This window comes from bacterium (assembly GCA_035307765.1).
Lineage (GTDB): Bacteria > Sysuimicrobiota > Sysuimicrobiia > Sysuimicrobiales > Segetimicrobiaceae > Segetimicrobium.
In genome coordinates this window covers 48,294-71,289 of the sequence record DATGHU010000025.1, presented here as the reverse complement: position 1 = coordinate 71,289, position 22,996 = coordinate 48,294, and the positions used below count along the sequence as shown (strand labels likewise).

14 protein-coding genes and 1 tRNA gene are annotated in these 22,996 nt (G+C 68.1%); 2 read left to right on the top strand and 13 right to left on the bottom strand.

Annotated elements, in window-relative coordinates:
- Window positions 1-17 precede the first annotated feature (17 nt).
- From uvrA to polA, 4 genes are all read right to left on the bottom strand, one after another.
- Window positions 18-2,972 (bottom strand): excinuclease ABC subunit UvrA, encoded by a 2,955-nt coding sequence (gene uvrA, locus VKV57_07870; GenBank protein HLW59830.1) that lies wholly within the window; start codon window positions 2,970-2,972, stop codon window positions 18-20.
- A gap of 84 nt (window positions 2,973-3,056) precedes the next feature.
- The gene (uvrB, locus tag VKV57_07865) at window positions 3,057-6,374 is read right to left on the bottom strand and encodes an excinuclease ABC subunit UvrB (protein HLW59829.1); all 3,318 of its coding nucleotides are present in this window, start codon (window positions 6,372-6,374) and stop codon (window positions 3,057-3,059) included.
- Between the two features lie 119 nt (window positions 6,375-6,493).
- Window positions 6,494-7,123: a dephospho-CoA kinase gene (coaE, locus tag VKV57_07860; GenBank protein ID HLW59828.1), complete on the bottom strand. Its 630-nt coding sequence runs from the start codon at window positions 7,121-7,123 to the stop codon at window positions 6,494-6,496.
- A complete protein-coding gene (polA, locus tag VKV57_07855) occupies window positions 7,120-9,759 on the bottom strand; it encodes a DNA polymerase I (GenBank protein HLW59827.1) in 2,640 nt (879 codons plus the stop codon). Before polA ends, coaE begins: the two co-directional genes overlap by 4 nt.
- Window positions 9,760-9,869: 110 nt before the next feature.
- On the opposite strand from polA, the gene VKV57_07850 reads away from it, so the two are divergent.
- Together VKV57_07850 and VKV57_07845 are read left to right on the top strand one after the other, a co-directional pair.
- A tRNA-Leu gene (locus tag VKV57_07850) sits at window positions 9,870-9,956 on the top strand.
- Window positions 9,957-10,591: 635 nt separating this feature from the next.
- The gene (locus VKV57_07845) at window positions 10,592-11,926 is read left to right on the top strand and encodes a hypothetical protein (GenBank protein HLW59826.1); all 1,335 of its coding nucleotides are present in this window, start codon (window positions 10,592-10,594) and stop codon (window positions 11,924-11,926) included.
- A gap of 749 nt (window positions 11,927-12,675) precedes the next feature.
- On the opposite strand, the gene VKV57_07840 is transcribed toward VKV57_07845, so the two are convergent.
- The 9 genes from VKV57_07840 to VKV57_07800 form a co-directional block, all read right to left on the bottom strand.
- Entirely contained in the window at window positions 12,676-14,586 is a 1,911-nt protein-coding gene (locus tag VKV57_07840; GenBank protein ID HLW59825.1) for a hypothetical protein, read from the bottom strand.
- 549 nt (window positions 14,587-15,135) lie between these two features.
- Complete coding sequence (locus VKV57_07835) at window positions 15,136-15,573, bottom strand: type II toxin-antitoxin system VapC family toxin (GenBank protein ID HLW59824.1); 438 nt, start codon at window positions 15,571-15,573, stop codon at window positions 15,136-15,138.
- Window positions 15,570-15,863, bottom strand: a complete 294-nt coding sequence (locus tag VKV57_07830) for a type II toxin-antitoxin system prevent-host-death family antitoxin (GenBank protein HLW59823.1) — start codon at window positions 15,861-15,863, stop codon at window positions 15,570-15,572. The genes VKV57_07835 and VKV57_07830 overlap by 4 nt, the downstream gene beginning before the upstream one ends.
- 494 nt (window positions 15,864-16,357) lie before the next feature.
- Window positions 16,358-16,705: a hypothetical protein gene (locus tag VKV57_07825; protein ID HLW59822.1), complete on the bottom strand. Its 348-nt coding sequence runs from the start codon at window positions 16,703-16,705 to the stop codon at window positions 16,358-16,360.
- Window positions 16,706-17,322: 617 nt separating this feature from the next.
- Window positions 17,323-20,013 carry a tetratricopeptide repeat protein gene (locus VKV57_07820; GenBank protein ID HLW59821.1) on the bottom strand — a complete coding sequence of 897 codons (2,691 nt, stop codon included), beginning with the start codon at window positions 20,011-20,013 and terminating at the stop codon, window positions 17,323-17,325.
- Window positions 20,014-20,106: 93 nt separating this feature from the next.
- Window positions 20,107-20,883, bottom strand: a complete 777-nt coding sequence (locus tag VKV57_07815) for a C1 family peptidase (GenBank protein HLW59820.1) — start codon at window positions 20,881-20,883, stop codon at window positions 20,107-20,109.
- Between the two features lie 137 nt (window positions 20,884-21,020).
- Window positions 21,021-21,389 carry a hypothetical protein gene (locus VKV57_07810; GenBank protein ID HLW59819.1) on the bottom strand — a complete coding sequence of 123 codons (369 nt, stop codon included), beginning with the start codon at window positions 21,387-21,389 and terminating at the stop codon, window positions 21,021-21,023.
- Between the two features lie 76 nt (window positions 21,390-21,465).
- Window positions 21,466-22,332 (bottom strand): MBL fold metallo-hydrolase, encoded by an 867-nt coding sequence (locus VKV57_07805; GenBank protein HLW59818.1) that lies wholly within the window; start codon window positions 22,330-22,332, stop codon window positions 21,466-21,468.
- 11 nt (window positions 22,333-22,343) lie between these two features.
- Window positions 22,344-22,988: a DJ-1/PfpI family protein gene (locus VKV57_07800; protein HLW59817.1), complete on the bottom strand. Its 645-nt coding sequence runs from the start codon at window positions 22,986-22,988 to the stop codon at window positions 22,344-22,346.
- Window positions 22,989-22,996 lie beyond the last annotated feature (8 nt).

Sequence of the window (22,996 nt, the reverse complement as noted above, 5' to 3'; positions counted from 1 at the left end):
CCCCCCTTTCGTCTGCCTCAGCGGGCGCGCGGGCGCCTGGCCGCCGGCTCGCGGCTTCGCAGCCCGCCCCCGGCGCGGCTGCCCTCCGCGGGCGAGGCCGCCACCGGGACCCGCCGCCCCTCCCGCGGGCCCGGCCGGTCCGCGGCCGCCGCCTTCCCCCGCCTCAGGATCGGACGGAGAAACTGCCCGGTATAGGACGCCGGGACCCCGACGACCTCTTCGGGCCGCCCCTCCGCCACGACCTGGCCACCCAGCTCTCCCCCCTCCGGGCCAAGATCGATGATCCAATCGGCGGTCTTGATCACGTCGAGGTTGTGCTCGATCACGACGACCGTGTTGCCGGCGTCGGCCAGCCGGTGGAGCACCTCCAGCAGCCGCTCGACGTCGGCGAAGTGCAGGCCGACCGTCGGCTCGTCCAGGATGTAGACCGTCCGGCCGGTGTCCCGCCGGCTCAGCTCGGTGCTGAGCTTGACCCGCTGCGCCTCGCCCCCCGAGAGCGTGGTCGCCGGCTGGCCCAGGCGGATGTAGCCCAACCCGACATCGACCAGCGTCCGCAGCTTCCGGCGCACGCGGGGAATGGCCTCAAAGAACGGCAGGGCCTCGTCGACCGTCATGTCCAGGACGTCGGCGATGGACTTCCCTTTGTACTTGACCTCCAGCGTCTCCCGATTGTACCGTTTCCCCTTGCAGACGTCGCACGGCACGTACACGTCGGGGAGGAAGTGCATCTCGATCCGGACGATCCCGTCCCCCTCGCAGGCCTCGCACCGCCCCCCGCGTACGTTGAACGAGAACCGACCCTGCTTGAAGCCCCGCGTGCGCGCGTCGGGGGTGAGCGCGAACAGCTCGCGGATCAGATCGAAGGTCTTGGTGTACGTGGCCGGGTTGCTCCGGGGGGTGCGTCCGATCGGCGACTGGTCGATGTTGATCACCTTGTCCAGGTGGGCGAGCCCGTCGATCCGATCGTGCGCCCCCGGCCGGGTGCGCGCTCCGTGCAGGTGGTGCGCCAGCGAGCGGTAGAGGATGTCGTCGATCAGCGTGGACTTTCCGGATCCGGACACGCCGGTGACGCAGACGAACATCGCCAGCGGGATCCGCACGTCGATCCGCTTGAGGTTGTGCTCCCGGGCGCCGCGGACGACGAGCGCCCCACCGTTGCCGGTGCGCCGCCGGGCCGGGATCGGGATCGCCCGCTGGCCGGAGAGGTACTGCCCGGTGATCGACTCGGGGGTCTTCAGGATGCGCTCGAGCGGGCCGACGGCGATGACCCGGCCGCCGTGGGCGCCGGCCCCCGGGCCGATATCGACCACCCAATCCGCCGACCGAATCGTCTCCTCGTCGTGCTCGACGACGAGGATCGTGTTCCCCAGGTCGCGCAGCCGGACGAGCGTGTCGATCAGCCGCCGGTTGTCCCGCTGGTGCAGCCCGATGCTCGGCTCGTCGAGGACGTACAGCACGCCCATCAGCCCGGAGCCGATCTGCGTCGCCAGGCGGATCCGCTGCGCCTCGCCGCCGGAGAGGGTGTTGGCGGTCCGGTCGAGGGTGAGGTAGTCCAATCCCACGTTGACGAGGAAGCTCAGGCGCGCGGTGATCTCCTTGAGCACCTGGTGGCCGATCAACCGCTCGCGCTCGGTGAGGGTGAGGTTCGTGAAGAAGTGGAGCGCGCCGCGCACCGTGAGCGCGCAGGCCTCCGCGATCGAGCGGTCCCCGATCGTCACGGCCAGGCTCTCCTTCTTCAGGCGCGTCCCCTTGCACTCCGGGCAGGGCGCGCTGCTCATGAACTGCTCGATCTCCTCCTTGATGTACTCGGAGTCGGTCTCCTTGTACCGGCGCTCCAGGTATGGCACGACCCCTTCGAACACCGTCTCGTACTGCCGGAGCGCCCCCCAGCGATTGTGATAGCGGATCCGGACCTCCTCGTCCGCGCCGTGGAGGAGGATCCGAACGAACTCCCGCGGCAGCCTGCGCACCGGCGCGCGCATGTCCACCTTGTAGTGGTCCGCGACGGCCCGCAGCAGCTCCTGATAGTACTCGCTCGTGGAGCTGGCCCACGGCAGCACGGCGCCGTCCAGCAGGGAGAGGTTGGGGTCGAGCACCAGATCGGGGTCGATCTCCTGCCGGAACCCCAGCCCGGTACAGGTGGGGCAGGCGCCGTACGGGGCGTTGAACGAGAAGATCCGCGGCTCGATCTCGGGCAGGCTCACCCCGTCGTCCGGACAGGCGAAGTTCTGACTGAAGGTCAACTCCTCGCCGTCGACCACCGAGATGCCGACGATCCCCTGCCCGAGTTTCAGCGCGGTCTCAATCGAGTCGTTCAACCGGCCGCGGATGTCCGGCTTGACGATCAACCGGTCAACGACCACTTCGATCTGGTGCTTCCGGTTCTTGTCCAGCGGAATCTCCTCGCCCAGCTCGTAGAGGTTGCCGTCGACCCGGACCCGCGCAAACCCCTGCCGCCGCAGGTCGTCGAACAGCTGCCGGTACTCCCCCTTGCGGCCGCGCACGATGGGGCCCAGGACGAGGATCCGGGTCCCCTCCGGGAACGCGAGCACCTGGTCCACGATCTGCTCGGGGGTCTGCCGGCTGATCGGCTTGCCGCACTTGGGGCAGTGGGGAATGCCGATCCGCGCGTAGAGCAGCCGGATGTAGTCGTAGATCTCGGTGACGGTCCCGACCGTGGACCGCGGGTTGCGGGGGGCCCCCTTCTGATCGATCGACACCGCGGGGCTCAACCCCTCGATGTGATCGACGTCCGGCTTTTCCATCAGGCCCAGGAACTGGCGGGCGTAGGCGGAGAGGGACTCGACGTACTTGCGCTGGCCTTCGGCGTAGATCGTATCGAAGGCGAGCGAAGACTTCCCGGAGCCGGAGATCCCGGTGAGCACGGCGAGGCGGTCGCGCGGAATCTCGACGTTGATATTCTGAAGGTTGTGCTCGCGCGCGCCGCGCACGATGATTCGGTCAAGCGGCATGGACGACTCCCGGGTCCGGTTTACTACCGCGCGCAGCCACGCGGACGCCAATCAGGGGTCGGGGCCGCCCTCGGCCACGACTCCTTACCCACGGGGCGACGTGTTTCGTCTCGGGCCGCCCCGGGACGATCCGGCGGCGCCGCGGCGCCCTCCCCTCGCCCGGGCGGGCCGGCCTCCCGCAAAGAACGGTTCCCCCAGCCCCTTCCGCAGCTCCTGGATCTGATCCCGCAGCACCGCCGCCTTCTCGAACTGCAGCTCCCCGGCGGCCTTGCGCATCTCCCGCTCGAGCGCCTCAACCGTCCGCTCCAGCTCTCCCGGGCTCAACATCAGGAGCCGGGCGATGTCCCACGGAACGGATGCGTGCTGGTGTTCGGCGAGGCCGATCAGTTCGGCCGCGGTGAGCACGGCCCCTTCCGCCGGCTCGTACGCGGCGCCTTCTTCCGCCACCGCCGCCAGGTCGATGAAGTCGCGAATCGGCTTCACGATCGTGTGCGGCGTGATCCCGTGATCCGCGTTGTACTGAATCTGGATGGCGCGCCGTCGGTTGGTCTCGTGGATCGCCTTGCGCATCGACTCCGTGACCTCGTCGGCGTAGAGCACGACCCGGCCGCCCAGGTTCCGCGCCGCGCGGCCCATCGTCTGGATCAAGCTCGTCTCCGACCGCAGGTACCCCTCTTTGTCGGCGTCGAGGATCGCGACCAGGGACACCTCGGGGAGGTCGAGTCCCTCGCGGAGGAGGTTGATGCCGACGAGCACGTCGTAGGTGCCGAGCCGCAGGTCCTTCAGGATCTGCACCCGCTGCAGAGTCTCCACCTCCGAGTGGAGATAGTGCACCTTCATCCCGAGTTCCTGGAGGTAGTCGGTGAGGTCCTCGGCCATCCGCTTGGTCAGCGTGGTGACGAGCGTGCGCTCGCTTTTGGCGGCCTGCGCCTTGATCTCGCCGATCAGGTCATCCACCTGCCCGCGGGCCGGCCGCACCTCGACCTGAGGATCGACCAACCCGGTCGGCCGGACGATCTGCTCGACGGTCTGCGCGCTGACCCCGAGTTCGAACGGACTGGGGGTCGCGGAGACAAACACCACCTGGGGGACCAGGCCGCTGAACTCCGCAAACGTCAGCGGGCGGTTGTCGTACGCCGACGGCAGCCGGAAGCCGAACTCGATGAGGTTCCGCTTGCGCGCCCGGTCGCCCTCGTGCATCCCCCGAACCTGGGGGACCGTGACGTGGGATTCGTCGATCATCGCCAGGAAATCCGCGGGGAAGTAGTCGAGCAGGCACCCCGGGCGCTCGCCCTCGGCCCGGCCGGACAGATGCCGCGAGTAGTTCTCGATCCCCGGACAGTACCCCACCTCCCGCAGCATCTCCAGATCGTACTTCGTCCGGAACTCCAACCGCTGCGCCTCGAGGAGCTTGCCCCGATCCTTAAACCACTGCGTGCGCTCCGCCAGCTCCGCCTCGATGCGGCCGAGCGCCGCCGCCATCTTCGCGTCGGTCGTCACCCAGTGTTTGGCCGGCCAGATCGCCACCGCCGGCTTGACCGCCAGCACCTCGGCGGTCAGCGGATCGACCTCCAGGATGCGCTCCACCTGGTCGCCGAACAACTCCACCCGCACCGCCCGATCCTCGTAGGCGGGGAAGATCTCGATCACATCCCCGCGCACCCGAAACCGTCCGCGGGCGAAGTCGATGTCATTCCGCTCGTATTGCACATCCACCAACCGCCGCAGGATCTCGTCGCGGGAGCGGACCTCGCCCGTGCGCAGGAAGAGCATCACATCCTGATAGTCCTGCGGTGAGCCCAAGCCGTAGATGCACGAGACGGAGGCGACGATGATCACGTCCCGGCGCTCCATCAACGCTTTGGTCGAGGCATGCCGGAGGCGGTCGATCTCGTCGTTGATCGACGCGTCCTTGGCGATGTACAAGTCGGTCTGCGGGACGTACGCCTCCGGCTGGTAGTAATCGTAGTAGGAGACGAAGTACCGCACGGCGTTCTCGGGGAAATACTGGCGAAACTCCCCGTAGAGCTGGGCGGCCAGCGTCTTGTTGTGCGCAAGGATGAGGGTGGGCCGTTCGATCTGCTCGATCACCCGGGCCATCGTATAGGTATTGTGGACGAACAAACCGCCCCAGCCGGCGAGGAACGTTTCGTTCTCCTCGACCGCCAGATCGTACACGTAGGCCTCGCCCGGAACCCTCTCCAACGACCGCACGGGAGTCCAGGAGGGCATGCGCCCCGCCATTTCCTCGCTCGTGTGGCCGGGGGCCTCACACCGTCCAGGCACCTCACCGCCGCCGGCGGGGAGGAACCCGGCGTTCGTGTGCTCGCCCCGATGCAGCGCGGTCTCGAGCCGGGTGCGCGTTCCCCCGGCCGGGAACCCCATCGCGTCGTGAAACCTCCGAAGGAACGATGGTCCGGAGACGCACACGCTCCAGGACCGCTGCGGGGTTTCCCGTGCCGGCCCCGGCGCTCCCGCGCGCATCCGCGCGACGATCCCGAACCGCAGGAGGGCGAAGCACAGATCCGACGCCAGCGCGCGGCTCCCCACCACGCACGTCACCGCGCCCCCGTCGACCTCCCCGTCGGCGGCGAAGTACGCCCGGAGCATCTGGGCGAGGTGCGCGTTCGAGAGTTGAGGCCAAAACGATGGTAGGCGCTTCGATCGTGCGTCCGCGCCGCCCGTCAGGTCGGCATCGGGCGGGGGGAGCACCGCCGCAGCGTATCGCCCGGATGCGAGCGGGACGCGCTCCCCGGGCCGCGCCGCGGCCGGCCGGGCCGCCGCCACCGGGGACGAATGCGGGAACTCGGGCCCCGTCCAGCGCTCCAGCGATGCGGGCCCGGCGGCGGAGAGTTCGGAGAGGGGATCCTGCGGCCCCGGGAGGCAGCGCGGCAGCGGGACGCGATCGCCGGGTCTGATCTCTTCGGTGCGCAGGAGATGAAGGCGTTCGCCCCTGAGCACGAAGAAATTGTGATCCCCGGTCACGGTCACCGATCGCCCGCAGACGGTCGAGAGTGCCCAGAGCGTCTCGGGCGATCGGTGGCGGAGCACCTGCCGGACGGGTTTCCACGATGCCCGTCCGCTGCGCGGGTCGAAGCTCCACGCCTCGATCGGCTCGGAGAGATCGCTCCGATCGAGGATCTCGCTGTCCGCCTCCCGCCTGACCCGCGAGGACGCCCGGTCGATGAGCCGGTCGATCACCCTACCGATGGATTCCAGCGCGATGCGCTGGCCCTGCTTCAGGAACACCGGCGTGCTGGCGACGACGCTCTTACCCGACCCGGTCACGCCGAGGAGCGTCTGGTACCGATCGCCGCGCCGGATGCCCTCGCTCAGCTTGCCGATCGCCGCCGCCTGGTCGCCGGCCGGGGATTGCTCGGTCACCATCTTGAAGGTGGGCATATCGCTTTATTATACCATGCACCCTCGGAGGGGGACCACGGGTCCCCTACAGCACCGCGGAAGCACGGCTCCAGGAATGGCCGACCTGCGCAGGGCCTGCCGCGGATGTGGGAGCGGCTCTACGCCTCTCCGCGGCGCCGGCGGATCACCTCCCACACCGCCTCGACTTGCTCGCGCGTACGCGCGGGCGAGCCGCTGTTGTCGATCACCCAGTCGGCGCGGACCACTTTCTCCCGTAGCGGCATCTGCGCGGACACGCGGCGCCGGGCGTCGGCCTCGGGGATGCCGTCGCGGGCCATCAGCCGGGAGACGCGGGTCCCATCGTCCGCGGCGACGACGATGATCCCGTTGAGATCGAGGTCGCGCCCGTCGGTCGTGTCCAGCAGCAACGGGATGTCGAAGATGATCACGTCGATGCCGGGGGCCGCGGCGAGACGGGCGGCCTCCGCCGCCATCCAGCGGCGGATGTGCGGGTGCGTGAGCGCGTTGAGCTCGCGGCGAGCGGACGGATCCGCGAAGATCCGCCCGGCCAGCGCGCTGCGGTCGAGTGTCCCGTCCGGGCGGACGATTCCCTGGCCGAACGTCCGCACCACGCCGTCGTACGCCGGGCCCCCCGGCGCCACCACCTCTCGCGCGATCGCGTCCGCGTCCACGACCGCCGCTCCTAACTCGCGAAAGAGCCGCGCGACCAGGCTCTTGCCGCTGGCGATGCCGCCGGTCAATCCGATCCGCGCGGGGCCGCGGTTCATCCGACGTCCGTGAGATCCTGCCAGTTGGGACCGGAGGCGATGCTGACGGCGAGGGGGACCGCCAACTCGACCGCTTGCCCCATGATCCGGCGGATGTGCGGCGCGACGTCCGCGACCATCGTCTGGGGGAGCTCGAACAGCAGCTCATCGTGGATCTGGAGGATCATCTCGAGGCCCGCGGCCTCGGGAAGGAGGTCGCGGTGCACCCGCAGCATCGCGATCTTGATGATGTCCGCGGCCGTCCCCTGGATCGGGGCGTTGATCGCAATCCGTTCCGCCGCCTCGCGGATCACGCGGTTCCGGCTCAGGATGTCGGGAAGGTAGCGGCGCCGGTTGAGGAGGGTGGTAACGTACCCTTGGCGGCGCGCCAGCTCGACGGTCGTCCGCATGTACTCCGCCACCTTGGGGTATCGGGCGAAGTAGGTGTCCATAAACTGTTGCGCCTCGGCCCGGCCGATGCCCAGCTGAGAGGCGAGCCCGAAGTCGCTGATGCCGTAGGCGATACCGTAGTTGAAGACCTTGGCCAGCCGCCGCTGGTCCGCGCTGACCCCGTCGGCGGTCCCGCCAAAGACCTCCGCCGCGGTGACCGCGTGGATGTCGTCGCCGCGTCGAAAGGCCTCGAGCAGCCCGGAATCGCCGGTGATGTGCGCGAGCACCCGGAGCTCGATCTGGTCGTAGTCCGCCGAGAGCAGGGCGCAGCCGGGCCGACCCGGGACGAATGCCCGCCGGATCTGCTGGCCGGCGTCGGTCCGGATCGGGATGTTCTGGAGATTGGGGTCGGTGGTGATCACGCGCCCGGTGCTGGCAACGGTCTGGTTGAAGGTCGTATGCAGGCGCCCGGTGCGCGGGTTGATCAACCCCGGCAGCACGTCCACGTAGGTGCTGAGCAACTTGCTCAGCTCCCGGTACTCGAGGATCCGGGCCACGACCTCGTGCTGGGGGGCCAACTGCTCGAGCACCTCGGCGTCGGTGGAGTACCCCGTCTTGGTGCGCTTGAGCGCCGGGAGCTGCAGCTTCTCGAACAGCACGAACGCCAGCTGCTTCGGCGACCCGATGTTGAACTCGGTCCCCGCGAGCCGGTAGATCTCCTCGGTCAACGCCGCGATCCGCCCGCGCAGGGTCGTGGACAGGGCCGCGAGCGCCTCGGCATCGATCGCGACCCCGACCGTCTCCATCCGCGCCAGCACCTCGACCAGCGGAAACTCGATCTCCCGGTAGAGCGCGAGGAGCTCACGTTCCCGGAGGCGCGCCTCGAGCACCTCGCTCAGCCGGCCGATCATGTCCGCCTGCTCAGCGGCGAGTTCGTCCGAGGTCTGCCCGAGGGGGAGGGCGTCCGTGCCCGCCGCGCCCCCGAGCCGCCATCCCAGGTACTGCCAGGCCGCGCTCTGGAGCGTGTGGGTGCGCTTGCCGGGATCCAGGAGGTAGGAGGCCAGCGAAATGTCGAACGCGCACCCCCGGGGGTGGACCCCGGCCCCCTCGAGGAGGAGGCGATCGCGTTTGGCGTCCTCGCAGAGCTTCGGCAGGTCCGCCCGCTCCAGGATCTCGGCGAGCGCTACCGGAACGGCGCCCTCAATCGCGATGTACGCCGCCTCCCCCGCCTTGGTCGACACCGCGATCCCCCGCATCGCCGAGAGGAGGGGATGTCCGGCATCGGCGACGGGGGAGATCGCGAGCCGGGTGGCATGGGCCAGCACCCGCGGGAGGCCGTTGCGGTCCACGATCTCGTAGGCGCCGCTCTTCTGGGGAGTCGGCGCCCCCACCCCCAGCCGCTCCAGCAGCGTCTTAAACTCCAAGCTGGTGAAGAGGACTTTGATCTGCTCGGCATCGGGCGGCCGCCGCCGGAGGAACTCGGGGTCGAGCCGAACGTTGTCGAGTTCGGTGACGATCGTCGCCAGGTGTTTGCTTTGCAGAATTTGCTCCCGGTGCTCCTGGAGCCGCTCCCGAAGCTTCGCCTCGCGGATGTCGCCCACGGCGTCCAGCAGTGCCTCGACGGTCGGATACTGTCTCAGCAGACGGCTCGCGGTCTTCTCCCCCACTCCGGGCACGCCGGGGATGTTGTCGGTCGGGTCGCCCTTCAGGCTTTTGAGATCCGGAATCTGACGGGGGGCGATCCCAAATCGCTCTTGGACCGCTGCCTCATCGTACACCGTGGTCTCGGTGATGCCCCGGGCGGTCATCATGACTTGCGTGTGGGGGGAGACCAGCTGCAGGGCGTCGAGATCCCCGGTGACAATCAGGACATCGATCCCCTGCGCCTCTGCCTGCCGGGCGAGCGCCCCGATGACGTCATCGGCTTCGAATCCGGCCACTTCGAAGATCGGCAACTGGAGCGCCTCGACAACCTCTTTGGCCATCCCGATCTGCGGGCGCAGGTCATCGGGCATCTTCCGCCGGGTCGCCTTGTACTCCGCATACGCCTCGTGGCGGAAGGTGGGGCCGGGCTTGTCGAACGCGACGGCGACGTACTCGGGGGACTTCTCCTCGAGCACTTTCAGCAGCATCGTGGTGAAGCCGTAGACGGCGTTGGTCGGCTGACCGTCGCTGGTCGTGAAGTACGGAAGGGCAAAAAACGCCCGGTAGACGAGCCCGTTCGCATCGATCAGCACGAGGAGGGGCTGGCGGGGGGATGAAAACATCTCGGGACGATTATAGCATGCGCACCGCGGGCGTCCGGCGCCCCCCGGATCCGTGGGCGCCGCCCTTGAGCGCCCCGACCGCAGGTGCTACGATACTGACGACACGGCGTGCCGGAGTGTCGGAATCGGCAGACGATGGCGACTCAAAATCGCCTGGGCTCACGCCCGTGGGGGTTCGAGTCCCTCCTCCGGCACCACGTTTGTCGCAAATCCTCGTCCCCGAGATCCAACGGGCCGGGGAGATTCCCCCGCATATCCGCGTAGAGGCGCTTCCCCTCCTGCGGAGCGTGATGTCGCCCAAAAGTTTTGCCAGTAGATCCCTGGCGTAGTCAGGGTCCTCCTCAAGCGATCCCTTCAGGTCACGAAGGCAAGCCTCAACGACGCCGGGAGATACACAACCTTCCGCTGGCCCTGCGATCGGAGCGCGGCGTCACACTCGGAGACCTTGCGCTCGGATTCGAGGATGGCTTTGGTTGTCGGCGTCGGGCTTGCTCAATCGCGGATTTGATATTGCCGAGTTTCCTCTTCGCCTCGATGCTGCAAAAGTCGTCAGCCACAGGGGGGGGGAGACGGTGTCCGAGAAATCGGCTGCCAACGCGGCCATGTCGGATGCGGGAGATCCCATGAGAACGCGAACGGCCTTCGTGGGGACTGCCAGGTCGGAGGTCGGGCAGGTTGCTCCGGTGGAAGGAGTTCAGGGAGCAAAATTGAAATTCCGCGTTCTACGTGATGGTTTGTCCTCCGGCTCCAGCTTCACCTGGGCTTCCTGGGAAAGCGCAGCGCGGTCTTCCTGGCACAGGATGTAGGAGATACCCGTTAAGGAGCGTGGGGTATGAGGATCATGCCCGAAACGAGGGCCAAGCGGTTGGGCGAACCCGCCAAGCGAGTGCGCGCATCGAGCTTTTGTCTGGCGGTCTGTCTTGTGCTGGCAGGTGTTTTCATCGGCTGGGCGCGCGGTCAGTCGACGCCTCTCATGAGTCGGGGGCTGACGGCCCAAAACGGCGGCCAGGTCGTGTACGACGCCAACAATAAGGTCTACTGGCTGGCTGATGCCGACTTCGCTGCCAGCGCAGACGGACAGAAGATCGCGCGCGAGATGGGAATCAGCGGAATTGGTCCGAACGGCACCATGGATTACCCGACCGCGCAGCAATGGGTGAAAGCGCTGAACCGCTACAAAGGTGGTTGGCTGGGACATGACAACTGGCAACTTCCCGCCTCGCCGATGAAAGACGCAAGTTGCGGAGCTCTGGGGCCGCAGGGAGCGTCGTTTGGCGGGCTATGCCAGGGCAACCCGCTGGGGAACCTTTACTACGTGGGACTGAATCGGATGCTCCCGGACAACGTCGCGCCGAGTTTCGGCGCCACAGTCGCTCCCTTTGAGAACACGCAGCTGTCGTATTACTGGACCGCCGCGGATGGAGGTCTGCACGGAAAGGTAATTTTTTCGTTCGCTTCGGGCTCGGCAGATGCCACTACAATCTTTGACTCCTACTACTACGTATTGCCGATGGTCCCGAAGGAATATGGCCCGATCGGGGGTGAGGCGCCGCACTGCCCAGTTGGTCTCGGACCGCACGTGGTCCTCTACACTCAGGGTCCGGCCAAGGACAAGGCCGTTTATGACTGCAGTACTGGGAACTCGTGGCCGACGGATGCGAATTTGGCGGCCTCGAATGCCTTCAGAGTCACCGGCAATGTGGAGATCGAGGAGAGGCGCCCCTATCCCCGCCCTGGACACCCGACTCGGATCAAAGCTCCACTCATCAGTGGAGGCGCCATGCTGTGGCAGACCGCAAACCGCTGGGTCGAGGCGATGAACGAAGTGCAGTATCTGCAAACCAAGCATTGGGGGTTGCCTGATTCGCCGGACGATCTGAGAACGCTATTCGAAAACCTAAAGCTCAGTTCCGGCGATGCCCGACTGATGATGCAAGGGAAGGCCGGACCGTTCCAGAATCTCCAGCCATTCTTCTATTGGGAGGAGTGTGTGCCTAATCTGAACGGAACTGGAGGTACCTCGCCGGACTGTGAAGCGGGGAATGCTCCTCCGGGGAGAGCCGGCCGCCAGCTGAACTACGACTTCACGTTTGGCTACGGAATCCAATCAACCGACTTATACGCATTGAAATATTTTGTGATGGTGTACTACCCTGAGCGGCGGTAGCCAGCATCGATACAACCAACCGACGCCGGGCCGTAAGTGTCCGTCTAATCCAGTAGCAAGTCAGCAAGGGTAAATGATATTTGGCACCTTTGAGGCACTTCTGTGAACATGTAGACAGTCAGTTCACCTCGTTTAGCCCGGGAACGGCGGCCATAGACCCTGCTCGGTTCGAACCCGGCGGGAACCCAGGGCCTTGGGCATATCCCACGTCCATTGCGGCTGAAATCGAAACTGTTGATACATCAAAGTTCGTGACTGCTGTGCTCCCAACGGCATGGGCAATACCCTGCAATCGCCACCTAAAACGTCAATTCCGATTTTCCCCACGGCCACGAGAAAACGCGGCCTATCACAGGCACTATTCTGAGAGCTACGGCCCGCGCTTATGCTGGAGCAGCGAAGGGACCCGGCGAACGGTCCTGTCCTCCCCTTCTGTCCTATGGGTACGGAAAACGTCGAACACCGAGGGGACGCGAAGCATGGTTTACCAGGAAACCAGGCGAATGGCCAGGGTGTTTGTACCGTCACTTCTGGTATCCCTTTCCCTTCGTATTCCCTTGAACCGTGTGATTCGACGGACGAGGTAGTGGGTCTCCTCCACACCAACCGATTCCTGCGTAGCTATGCGGGGGCGCGGCCGGAAATCCTAAGGGCCTTCCAATCGGCGGGGAGGACTCCTAGTCAACAATCTCTTCCATCCCTCGATGGACGGGGGATCCCGTGCCGGTCCTCCGCCGCGAGTTCAGAGATTAGAACCTCCGCTTGCGCGACTTCTTCGCGCGCGCCTCTGTTCGCAACCACTCCGCGGCGCCCGGCGTGGTCTGCCAAACGTCCGCCAGCGCTCGGGCGCAGATCACCGCCTCCTCGTCGCTGCCGAGCGCGTATGAGGGCGGATCGGTAGCCGGCAACTCCGCTGTGCCTGTCAGGTACTTCCGAACACGATGGTTGGCTCCCAGCGCCCGGCGCAGACCCGCGCGCGCAGCCGGGCTGTCGCCTTCGCGGCGGAACATCAAGAGCGACCGGCCGTACAACAACACGGCGGTTGGATCGCCCCGGAACTGCTCGAGGAGCGCTCCAGCTTCGCCATCGAGCCCGGAGATGAGCAGAGCGGGGAGGAGGCTGAAACGGACACCCTGGTTGTCATGCGGATTCAAGCGGAGGAGCTCCCGGTAATGGCCGATTGCCTCGCCCCGTCGGCCAAGTTCCTCCAAGCACTGCGCGAGCCCCATGCGGGAGCGCATGTAGGGCCGGGTGGCAATCAGTTCCCAGAAGCGCCCGGCGTTCTGAGCGAACGTCCCGGGTCCGAGCGCGCGCTCGCCGGCGGCGACGCCTTGCGCGTAAAGATCAACTGCCTTCGCAACGTCCTCGCTCTGTTCCGCCAGGATCACATAGGCATCCGCGCAGTCTCCGGATAGTTCGAGCGCCCTCCGGACCAGTTGGATCCGGCGCCGCCCGCGGGCCTGGAACGCCCGGTAGGCCATCTCCTGCGCCTTTTCGATCGGCGTCGAGCCGGTTGAAGGGACGGCATCCATAGGCCCCCTGAAGCGCCGCCGAATCGCCTCGTTCGCCTGCTCAATGTCTTCGAACTCCGAGGCCGCCATGAACCGTTCCATCTCCAACATGACGCGCTCCATCGCTCTCCGGTCGTGCAGGCCGACCTGCCGCCCGACCGGCGCGTCGAGTGGCTTGAGCAGATCGGGAATGCATAGCCGGTAGGTCGCCGGTCCTTCATAGGTCTCCAGCCGACGAGTCCAGCGTCCCCGATCTATCTCAGTCTCGGTGGTCTCGGCAAGTGCCCGAAGCAAGCCCTCCAGATAGGAGAGCACGCCGACATCCGGCCGGCGCGGGGTCCCGCCGGGCTTGAATTGGATTGCGATGGGATACGCGTCGTCTCCAGCGACCGGGAGGCCATGCTCCTGCCAGAGATCCGCGTCGCCGAACGGCAAATGTGAGATTGGACCGTAGAAGAGCGACCACCGTGCCCGCGCCATGAAGTGCTCAGGCCCAGGCGACTCTTGCACCTCGGTGTGGTCGGCGGCCGATTCGAAGAAGCCGAGCCCGAAGGTCTGCCCTGCGGCACCGAGGACGGTCACGTGACTGAGGCCGTGTACCACTGCGGGAGACTCCACAAGGATCAGGTCCTCGTCCGAAAGATAGCGCCAGAGCGCGGCTTCGTAGAAGCGCCTCGCCGCCTCCGCAAAGGCGCGCATCCGATCTACGGTCACGTCGGCCGCGTCGAGGGCGTTCGGCGGCAGGGGCGCGCCGGCTATACGCTCGGCCATATTGGTAAGCACGTCTCGCACCGCGGGAAGGTCGGGCAAGACCGTGAGCGCAAGATCACTGTCCCCGATCGCGTTGAGCAGGCGGACGCCCAGATCCTTGTCCCTAACCTGCAGTCTTCCCGGCCGGTAGCCGGCGAGCTGCCGCTTCAGCCCGAACTCAACGAGCGCATCCACCGCCAGGGTCCAGTCGTGCGCACCCGGCTCCGACTCCATCTTGAGATGGACGAATCCGCTCTTCTGGCTGACCCAGATCCCCGCCCATGGGCGATACGGTCTACCGTCAGGACCCCGCTCGATCCAGGTCAGGACCTGGGCGATGCCCCCCTGCCACTCATCGTCGGACCGTCGCGGAAGCCGCTTGAAGCGCTCGATGGTCATAACGAACTATTCGTCAACGCCGCCCGTGGCCCCCACCGCACGCCAAGAGGCCCCCCGCCGCGGCCGCCGCCGGCAGATGGGGGTGTCGCTCCTCCGGCATCACAGATGTTTAGATGTTATGATGGGCTACCCGTCACAGGCGCGCGCCCAGGCGCCGGGCGAAGGTGCCTCCCGCTTCATACGCAGCGCCGAGGGCCTCCGCCGGGGATTCATGAAGCGACCAGGAGGGCGGCGCGCCGATCTGGCGCGGAACGATGGCAGGCACAGGGGGTGCCTCGATCCGGAAGCGAAGCGGTTTGAGAGGGGCGCGGAAACGCTCAAAGCCCTCGCCTGCGGCCTTCTCCAGCAGCACGCTTGCAACAGCGGCCGCATGACTCGCTGCCGGGTCCGTCGCAGATTTCGGTCTCCTGGGTAAGGTAGCTCGCGGTGTCGCGCTAGGCAACCCTGACTTTTACGACCGGCCATACCGATTGAAGGGGGGTGCGCTCCTCCGGCACAATGCCAAGGCCAGGTGAAAGGGACGACGAAGTTTTCTTCCGGTTTCGGCTCCTACGTCCCGACTCCGGACGGCACGACCTGGAAGCCGAGCCCACCGCTGGCTTCACGAATTCGTCGATCCAGCGTGAGGAGGACCACGTCAGGTACTGCCGACCGGGCCACGAGGGCACTGGCCAGGTGGATGGCGTCCAGCGTCCTCACCGGCTCGATCGGAAATGGCCGCTTGGCGCGGTCAAGGATCTCGTCGCGAAGCGGAACGCGGTGCCAGTGCGCGCTGGCCTTCGCCAGAATGCGGCGGCGATCGGCCAGTTCCACCTCCGCGACCTCCTCAAGTGTTCGCGCTCGAATGAGCGCCCGCTCACACTCAACGAGGGTCAGAACCGACGTGAAGACCGATTCTGCACCTGACAAATGGTGCCGGGCGACCTCTCCGACCGCTTCGCCCAGGAGCCACGCCAAAATCGCGCTCGACTCCGCGTAGATCCTCAACGGACACCTCGATCGGCATCGAGCAGCTGCTGCGCAGAGGTCGACCGGAGCAAGGGGCGCAAGCGCGGGTAGACGTCCGCGCCATTCGGCGCCCCCACAACGAGGAGGTCACGGTTCGCCAGCCGAGCGAGGGCAGGATCGACCCGGGACCCGAGCGGTAACTGGCCCGGGGGTTGCAGTTCCGCGACCACGTGGCCGCGATCCGTCACCACCACGGCATGCCCCCCGCGCACATGGCGGATGTACAGGCTCAGACGATTCTTCAGCTCCCGCAGCCCAACGGTTTTCACACCCTAAATGTAGCCTCAAGAAGCCTCATTGTCAATCCGGGAAGGCAACCTAGCGCATGCGAGGCGACGATACGCACGACTGGCTGGAAACTGGGTCGTCCCTCCCGGCCTCACTCTGAGAGTCCCGACTTGCTGGGCGCGCTGCCTTCGCTGATCACACCCGCAGTCTATGTTTCCTCATCCACTCTCAACGCCTAGAGGCGCGGCCCTTTGCGCCCGCCACACACCCGTCCGAAAGGCAGCACGACACCGTTCGGCTCCTGGCATCGCGATTGACCCCGATCGCGATGCACCCGCGCGTGTGTTGGGCTATCCCCGCCACATCCGAAGGCCGGCCCGGCTGGGCCATAGGATCGACCTGAGCGGGAACAGAAACCCCTGCCCGCCCGTCCGATCCTCGTCGGGGCCGCGGGACAAATTCGCGACCTCCCGACGCGCCGACGGCCGGCCCCCCCGATGGGAGAGCCGGCCGCGGTCGGGGGGGGGATCCCCGGTTACTTGTTCTGGTTGGCCGCCTGCTTCCAGATCCCCTCGATGGACTTGAGCGCGCTTGCGCTCGAGTCCCACATCGCTTTTTGGGTGGCCGCCGACTCGCCGACCAGCTTCCACATCTCCTTGTCGGCCGCGGTCATCCCCGACATCTTGCCCATCGCGTTCCAGTGGGAGGCCATCGTCTGATAATCCTTGCCCGCCTTGTCCAGCGCGGCCTGTGCGGCCGCCAGGGCGGTGTGCGCCCCTTCCAAATTCTCGCTCATCGAAGCGAGCGCTCGAAGCGTCATGACCTGTCCGACGACGAGCATGGCGATCACCAACACCACGACCACTTTCCAGGGCATCTTCATCGCGTCTCACCTCAGCTCAAAGTATGGTCACCCTACCTCCGATCAGATGCGGCCCTCGACCCGCCTTGACGTCGCCACCCCCCCTTCCCCTATCTCTGCTCCCACCGCCCTCTTCGCACTCCTCGCCTGCGCGGATTGGTGGGGGGCCCGGCTCGGATGGTGGGGGCCGCCGACCTCGAGCGGCGTGGTTCGGCCGCGGTCGAGGAAACGGACGTTCCGTCGGGCGCGGGGATCTGAAATCAAGAGCGGATGACGTGGCTAGGTTGGGGTCGCGCGCGAAACCGCCAGGGCCCGCCATCGCCGTGGGGGTATGTCCGACGACGACGTCCGCGAAGGTCGACCGGGTAGATGCTTTTCGGGGACGCTCAGGACCGGGGGCGACTTCCTCTGCCTCCGGGGTCGGGATCTCTCGAGGTGGCCCTCCCTTACACGACGAACAAGATCTCGATCGCCGTTGTGCGGGCCTCTAGCGCCGCTTCCGCCCCTTGGCGACGCGCCTGGAGGCGCCGCCGCGTGCGGTGCGCTTCCGGCCGGCGACTTTTGGCTTCCTCTTCGGTTTGCCCGGCTTGGCCGCTCCGGCTCCGTTGTTCCCCATGCGTTCCCTCCCGGTCCATCACCTACGGCGGGTCTTCCACGTGCGCTGCTTCGGTGTTTCCCCGGGCGGGACCGTTCTCCTCCTCGCCCCTTCGGGCGTCGGCCACCGCCTCCTCGAGCGTCATCGCCCGCCCCGCGGATGACGCGGCGGCGAACGCCTCCTCGCCCAGCCCCGCGCGCGCCGCGGCGACGGCCCGGTCGTAGTCGGGGCGGTCGGAGGACAGGAGGGGCACGCCGATGGCCTCGCGCAGCGCGGCCGCCGCCCCAAACAACCGCGCCGCCCGCTCGACCTGCTGCTGCGCCGCCGCGAGGCTGGCAAACCCCTCCAGCTGGTAGGCGATCCCGGATTGGTCCCCCAGCTCGCGCCGGATGTCCAGACTCTCCAGCAGCAGCTGACGAGCCCGAGCGTAGTCTCCCTGCCTGATGGCCACCAGCCCCAGGTTGCTCAATCCCATCGCGATGTGCTGCGCGTCCCGAAGTTCGAGCCAGATCGGCAGGCTCTCGCTCAGCAGCGCGAGCGCCTTCGCATCGTCTCCCTGGCGGAACGCCATCCGGCCGAGGTTGTGCAACGCCAGCGCGATCCCCCACCGATCATTCACCGCGCGCCGCAGCGTCAGACTCTCCTCGAGCAGGGCACGCTCCGCCGCAAGGTCCCCCTCGCCGGCGGCGACAAACGCCATGTTGCCGAGGACCGTCGCCACGCCGCGCGTGTCCCCGATCTCCCGCCACAGCGCCAAGCTCTCCGCGTAGAAGACGCGCCCCGCCGCGTAGTCGCCCTGGCCCCAGACGGCGAGATTGCCGGCGGCCTTGAGCGCCTCCGCCCGAACCGCCCCCGGCGCGGTGCCGCCGACGCGCAGGAGGGCCTCCACCCAACCGCGCCCCTCGCCGAAGTGCCCGCGGACGAACCAAAAACGCCACACGGCCCCGACCAGCCGCAGTCCCCGCTCGGCGCGTCCGCCCTGCAGCGACCATTCCAGGGCGGCGCGGAGGTTGTCGTACTCGACCTCGAAACGGTCGAACCACGCCGACTGGGCGGCGCCCACCAGCTCCGGAGCCGCCCGCTCCGCCAGCGCCAGATACCAGTCCAGGTGCGCGTCCCGCACGCGCGCAACCTCCCCCGCCGCCGCCAGCTGCACCAAGCCGTACTGCCGGACGGTCTCGAGGAACCGATAGCGCGCGGGGGCCTGCTGCTGGTCGATCACCGCGAGCGACTTGAGGACCAGTTGCGTCAGCAGATTCAGCACGTAAAACCCCGCGCCGTCATCCACCGCCCCCACGGCCTCCGCCGCTTCGAGCGTCCACCCTCCGGCGAACACCGCCAACCGGCGGAGCAGCGCCTGCTCGGCGTCCGGCAGGAGGCGGTAGCTCCAGTCCATCGCCGCCTGCAGCGTCCGGTGCCGCGGCAGGGCCGCCCGCTCCCCCTGGGTGAGAAGGGCAAAGCGATCGTTCAACCGCGCCGCGATCTCCTCGACCGGCAGCGCGGCCACCCGCGCCGCCGCCAGCTCGATCGCCAGCGGGATCCCATCGAGGTGCCGGCACACGTCGGCGACCGCGGCGGCGCTCTGCGCGGTGAGGGCAAACGACGGCTGCACGGCCGCCGCGCGTTCCACGAACAGACGGACCGCCTCGCATTCCGCCAGCGCGCCGACGTCCGGCGCGGCGCGGGCGGCCGGCAGCGAGAGGGACGGCACCCTCCAGGCGACCTCCCCGGGGATCCCCAACACCTCCTGGCTGGTGGCCAGCACCCGGAGCTCCTCGCAGGCGCTCAGCAGCGTCCGCACCACCTGCGCGCATGCTTCGACGAGATGCTCGCAGTTGTCGACCACCAAGAGGAGCTTCTTGGCGAGGAGATGGTCGGCCACGGTCGCCGGCAGCGGATGGCCGGGGACCTCGCGCACGCCGACCGCAGAGGCCACGGTCTGCAGCACCAGCGCGGGATCGGTCAGCGCCGCCAGCTCGACGAGCCACACCCCATCCGGGTACGCCTCCAACGCCGCCGCCGCGACCTTGAGGGCGAGTCGCGTCTTGCCGCATCCCCCCGCGCCCGTGAGCGTCACCAGGCGCGAGGTGGAGATGAGGCGGGTCACCTCCACGATTTCCCGATCGCGGCCGACGAAACTCGACACCGGGTGGGGCAGGTTGTGCGCGAAGATCCCGGATGACGCCAGCGGGGGAAATTCTGCCTGGAGGTCGGGGTGCACGACCTGGAAGAGGCGCTCCGGACTGCGGAGGTCCTTCAGGCGGTGCATCCCCAGATCGCGCAGGCTGGCCCCGTCGGGCAGCCGCTCCTCGGTCAAGCCGGCCGTCGCGCCCGACAGAAGGATCTGGCCTCCGTGGCCGGCCCCACAGATCCGCGCGGCCCGATGCAGGTCCAGACCGATGTACTCGTCGGCGACGGCGACGGGTTCTCCGGTGTGCATCCCCATGCGAACCTGCAGCCGGGCATCTTCCGGCCAGCGATGCGCCCGCAGCGCACGTTGCGCCGCCACCGCCGCCCCCACCGCGTCCCTCGCGCTCGGAAACACGACCAGCGTCGCATCCCCCGCCGTATCGATCCGCTGGCCGCCCTGCGCGGTGAAGACGGCGCGGAGGATGCGCCTGTGCTCGGCGAGGACATCGGCGTACGGGGTGTCGCCCAAGCGCTGGAGCAGCGCCGTCGACCCTGCGATGTCGGTGAACAGGAACGTTACGGTGCCGATCGGCGGAGGTGGCATGAACCGTCGCCTCAGAGGGGCCTGCGCGTGCCGACTGCGGGGGCGTGTTCGCGGAACAGGCGGGAACTCCTGCCGGAGGAGCCCGTGGGGGGGCTAGGCATTCACCGCGCGGATCGTCCAGAAGTCGTCCGAGAGGCCCGGTTCGGCCAGGTACGCGTACGGCAGCGTGAAGTACCCATGCTGTCCCCACGCCTCCCCCCACGAGTTCCGCACGATGAACCGACGGGCGGCATCATCGTACCCCACCGCGAGCACCGCGTGGCCGTGCCCGATATGCCGCTCCCCGCGCCCCGGCATGGGCACCACCCCCGACCGCTCCACCCGCACGCTCTCAAAGCCCGCGTACACGGCCATCCCGAAGACGAAGGGATGTCCGGAGGCGAGACAGGCCCTCAACGCGACGAGCCGGGGGTCCCGCCGCACCCGCTGGTAGCGGACGGCCCGGTGCGAGATCGCCGTGCGGTAGCAGCGCGGTGACGGCTTGATCTCAAAACGCGGCACCCGGTAGGGCCAGAGATCCTCCGAACACGCTCCCCGCGCCGCGACGCACTTGATCGCATCTCGGATCTGCGCCCCGGTGTCGCAGCGGGTGTCGGCCCTGAGGGCCCGCGCGTTGTAATAGATGAAGAGCCGCGAGGGCTGAAAGTCCGGCCGCAGCCCTTCCGTTCTGCGGGCGAACTGCACGGCGGACGCCACGGCGTTTGCGGTGCAGCTCTGCAGCTGTCCTTGGCTGTAGACTCGGGGGAACGACGTACGGAGGTCGACGCGGCGCGGGAGCCGCTGCGCGACCTGCCGGGGGATCGGGTACCGGTGGTCGCGGTGATCCGGCAGATCGCTGATCCACCCGTACGCTCTCGTCCGGGCCCCCATGCGCTTCCCCCCCGCGGGCGGTCTCCGTGATGGCCCTGATCTTCGCCGCAAGACGCCGCGGGCCCCGCGACATCGCCGGCCGGCGGAAGACGCGCCCACCGCGGGCGCCCTCCCGCAGTCGACGGCCCCGCGCCCGGCTAGTGACCGAAGTTATCTTGGCGCTGCTGGAAGTAGGGGGCCGGCGGTCCACCGGCCCGCGTCGAGACCCACACGCTCTTCCGGAAGGAATGAGGAGAGGCCCCCGGCGGTGCTGCGGCGGGGTCCATCGGGGCCGCCAGGGGCGTGGGGGAATCCGCGACCGGGAGCGGGGCGCCGGACGGGTCGGATCGCGAAGGCGGGGCGAAGTGCCGGCCTAGCGATGCGTGCTTCGCCGCCGCCCGCTTCAAGTACGCCGACGCGTCGAGGAACGACACCAGGACCACCAGCGCGAAGAACGCCGCGGCGCCCAGCGCGATCCAGCGGACCGCGCGCGGTGAGAAGTTGCGTAGGTCGCTCCATTGCTCCATCGGTCAGCTCCACCCCACGCCCCTCCTATATTTTCCCCGATCCCGCCTCCTCCTAACGTGCGGCGACGGCTGGGGGTCATCCTCCCTCCGGGGCCAACGGCCCGGACCGCCGCGCCGCCGCCCCTCCGGGCGGCCCCGCCAGCCGCCCGAGGTAACGCCTCGCGGACCGCTCCACCGCGTCCGCCGCCCCGGTCGGGATCTGCCGGCCGTCGAACGCGCCGTAGATCCGGTCGAACCGGTAGCGCCGGACCGCCGCGGCGATGCGCGCGACGTCATCGCCTCCCAGCGGGATGAGGTTGGGGTAGCTGTACATGAAGCTCACGGATCGGCGGTCTTGGACGACCTGGATGATGTCGCCGGAGAGCAGCACCCCGCGACCCCCCGCGCCCGCGGGCCAGTGGAGAACCGCGCCCCCATCGAAGTGCCCCCCCAAATTGATCAACTCGACGCCGGGAAGCGGGCGCGCCGCCTCCCCGGTCCAGAACACGAGACGCGGCGACGGGTGCATCACCCAACGGCGATCGGCGGCGTGCACGTAGACCGGGGCCCCGCCGAACGCTTCGCTCCACTCGACCATCGCCGCGTAGTAGTGCGGATGGGAAATCGCGATGGCGGCGATGCCGCCGAGCGCGCGCAGCGCCTCGATCGTCGACCGATCGAGGAACGTGAGGCAGTCCCACAGCAGGTTCCCGCCGGGGGTGCGGACGAGCAGCGCCCGCTGGCCGATCGCGAACCGGGGAACGGTGAGGAGGCCGGTGAGGCCGGGCTCCTCCTCCGCGAGCACGTTGCGGCGGCCGTCGGCCCGCATCGCCTCGAGCGTCGTCCACCGCTGCCCCTCCCAACCGACAAACTGCCGCTCATCCTCGCAGATCGGGCAGGCGGCCGGCGCGCGCTCCGCCTCGGGATACTGCGTCCCGCACGTCACGCAGACAAATCTGGCCACGGGCGCTCCCGCTACCGGTCGGGGGCGCCGAGGGCGGGCGATCCCTCGCGGCGGTATTCAATGTATCTCGCGGTCTCGTCCGCGACCTCGCGGCCGCAGAGGCGCTCGACGACGTAGAACGCCATGTCGATCCCGGACGCCACGCCGGCCGAACTAATGATCCCGTCGTCGACGACCCGGAGGGTCCGCTCCACCGTGGTGCCGGCGTCGAGCGACGCCAACAGATCCAGCGCCCCCCAATGCGTCGTGGCCCGACGGCCGCGCAGCAGCCCGGCCTTCGCCAGCAGCAGCGACCCCGTGCACACCGAGGTCACCCGGCGCGCGCCGGCCGCGGTGCGCCGGATCCAGTCCAGGGTCTCGGGATCGTCGAGCAGCGATCGGGTCCCGACCCCTCCGGGCAGCACGAGCAGATCGATCTTGGGCGCATCGGCCCACGCGTGGTGCGGGAGGACCCGCAGCCCTCCCGTCGTCGTGATCGCGGCGGCGGACTTCGCCACGGTGAAAACCCGAAACGGCGCGCTCTCCTCCGAGCGGCGCGACGCCAGCCCCGGCACCAGGCGGGTGCGCGAGAACACCTCAAACGGCCCCGCGAAGTCGAGGACTTCGACCCCATCGAAGATCAGGATGCCGACGCTCCACGGCCCAACGTGCTCCACGATCCTCT

What these genes read in the sequence shown, in the direction of transcription:
- uvrA (HLW59830.1), bottom strand. Translation starts at nt 2,972, where the DNA reads ATGCCGCTTGACCGAATCATCGTGCGCGGCGCGCGCGAGCACAACCTT.
- uvrB (HLW59829.1), bottom strand. Translation starts at nt 6,374, where the DNA reads ATGCCCACCTTCAAGATGGTGACCGAGCAATCCCCGGCCGGCGACCAG.
- coaE (HLW59828.1), bottom strand. Translation starts at nt 7,123, where the DNA reads ATGAACCGCGGCCCCGCGCGGATCGGATTGACCGGCGGCATCGCCAGC.
- polA (HLW59827.1), bottom strand. Translation starts at nt 9,759, where the DNA reads ATGTTTTCATCCCCCCGCCAGCCCCTCCTCGTGCTGATCGATGCGAAC.
- VKV57_07845 (HLW59826.1), top strand. Translation starts at nt 10,592, where the DNA reads ATGAGGATCATGCCCGAAACGAGGGCCAAGCGGTTGGGCGAACCCGCC.
- VKV57_07840 (HLW59825.1), bottom strand. Translation starts at nt 14,586, where the DNA reads ATGACCATCGAGCGCTTCAAGCGGCTTCCGCGACGGTCCGACGATGAG.
- VKV57_07825 (HLW59822.1), bottom strand. Translation starts at nt 16,705, where the DNA reads ATGAAGATGCCCTGGAAAGTGGTCGTGGTGTTGGTGATCGCCATGCTC.
- VKV57_07820 (HLW59821.1), bottom strand. Translation starts at nt 20,013, where the DNA reads ATGCCACCTCCGCCGATCGGCACCGTAACGTTCCTGTTCACCGACATC.
- VKV57_07815 (HLW59820.1), bottom strand. Translation starts at nt 20,883, where the DNA reads ATGGGGGCCCGGACGAGAGCGTACGGGTGGATCAGCGATCTGCCGGAT.
- VKV57_07810 (HLW59819.1), bottom strand. Translation starts at nt 21,389, where the DNA reads ATGGAGCAATGGAGCGACCTACGCAACTTCTCACCGCGCGCGGTCCGC.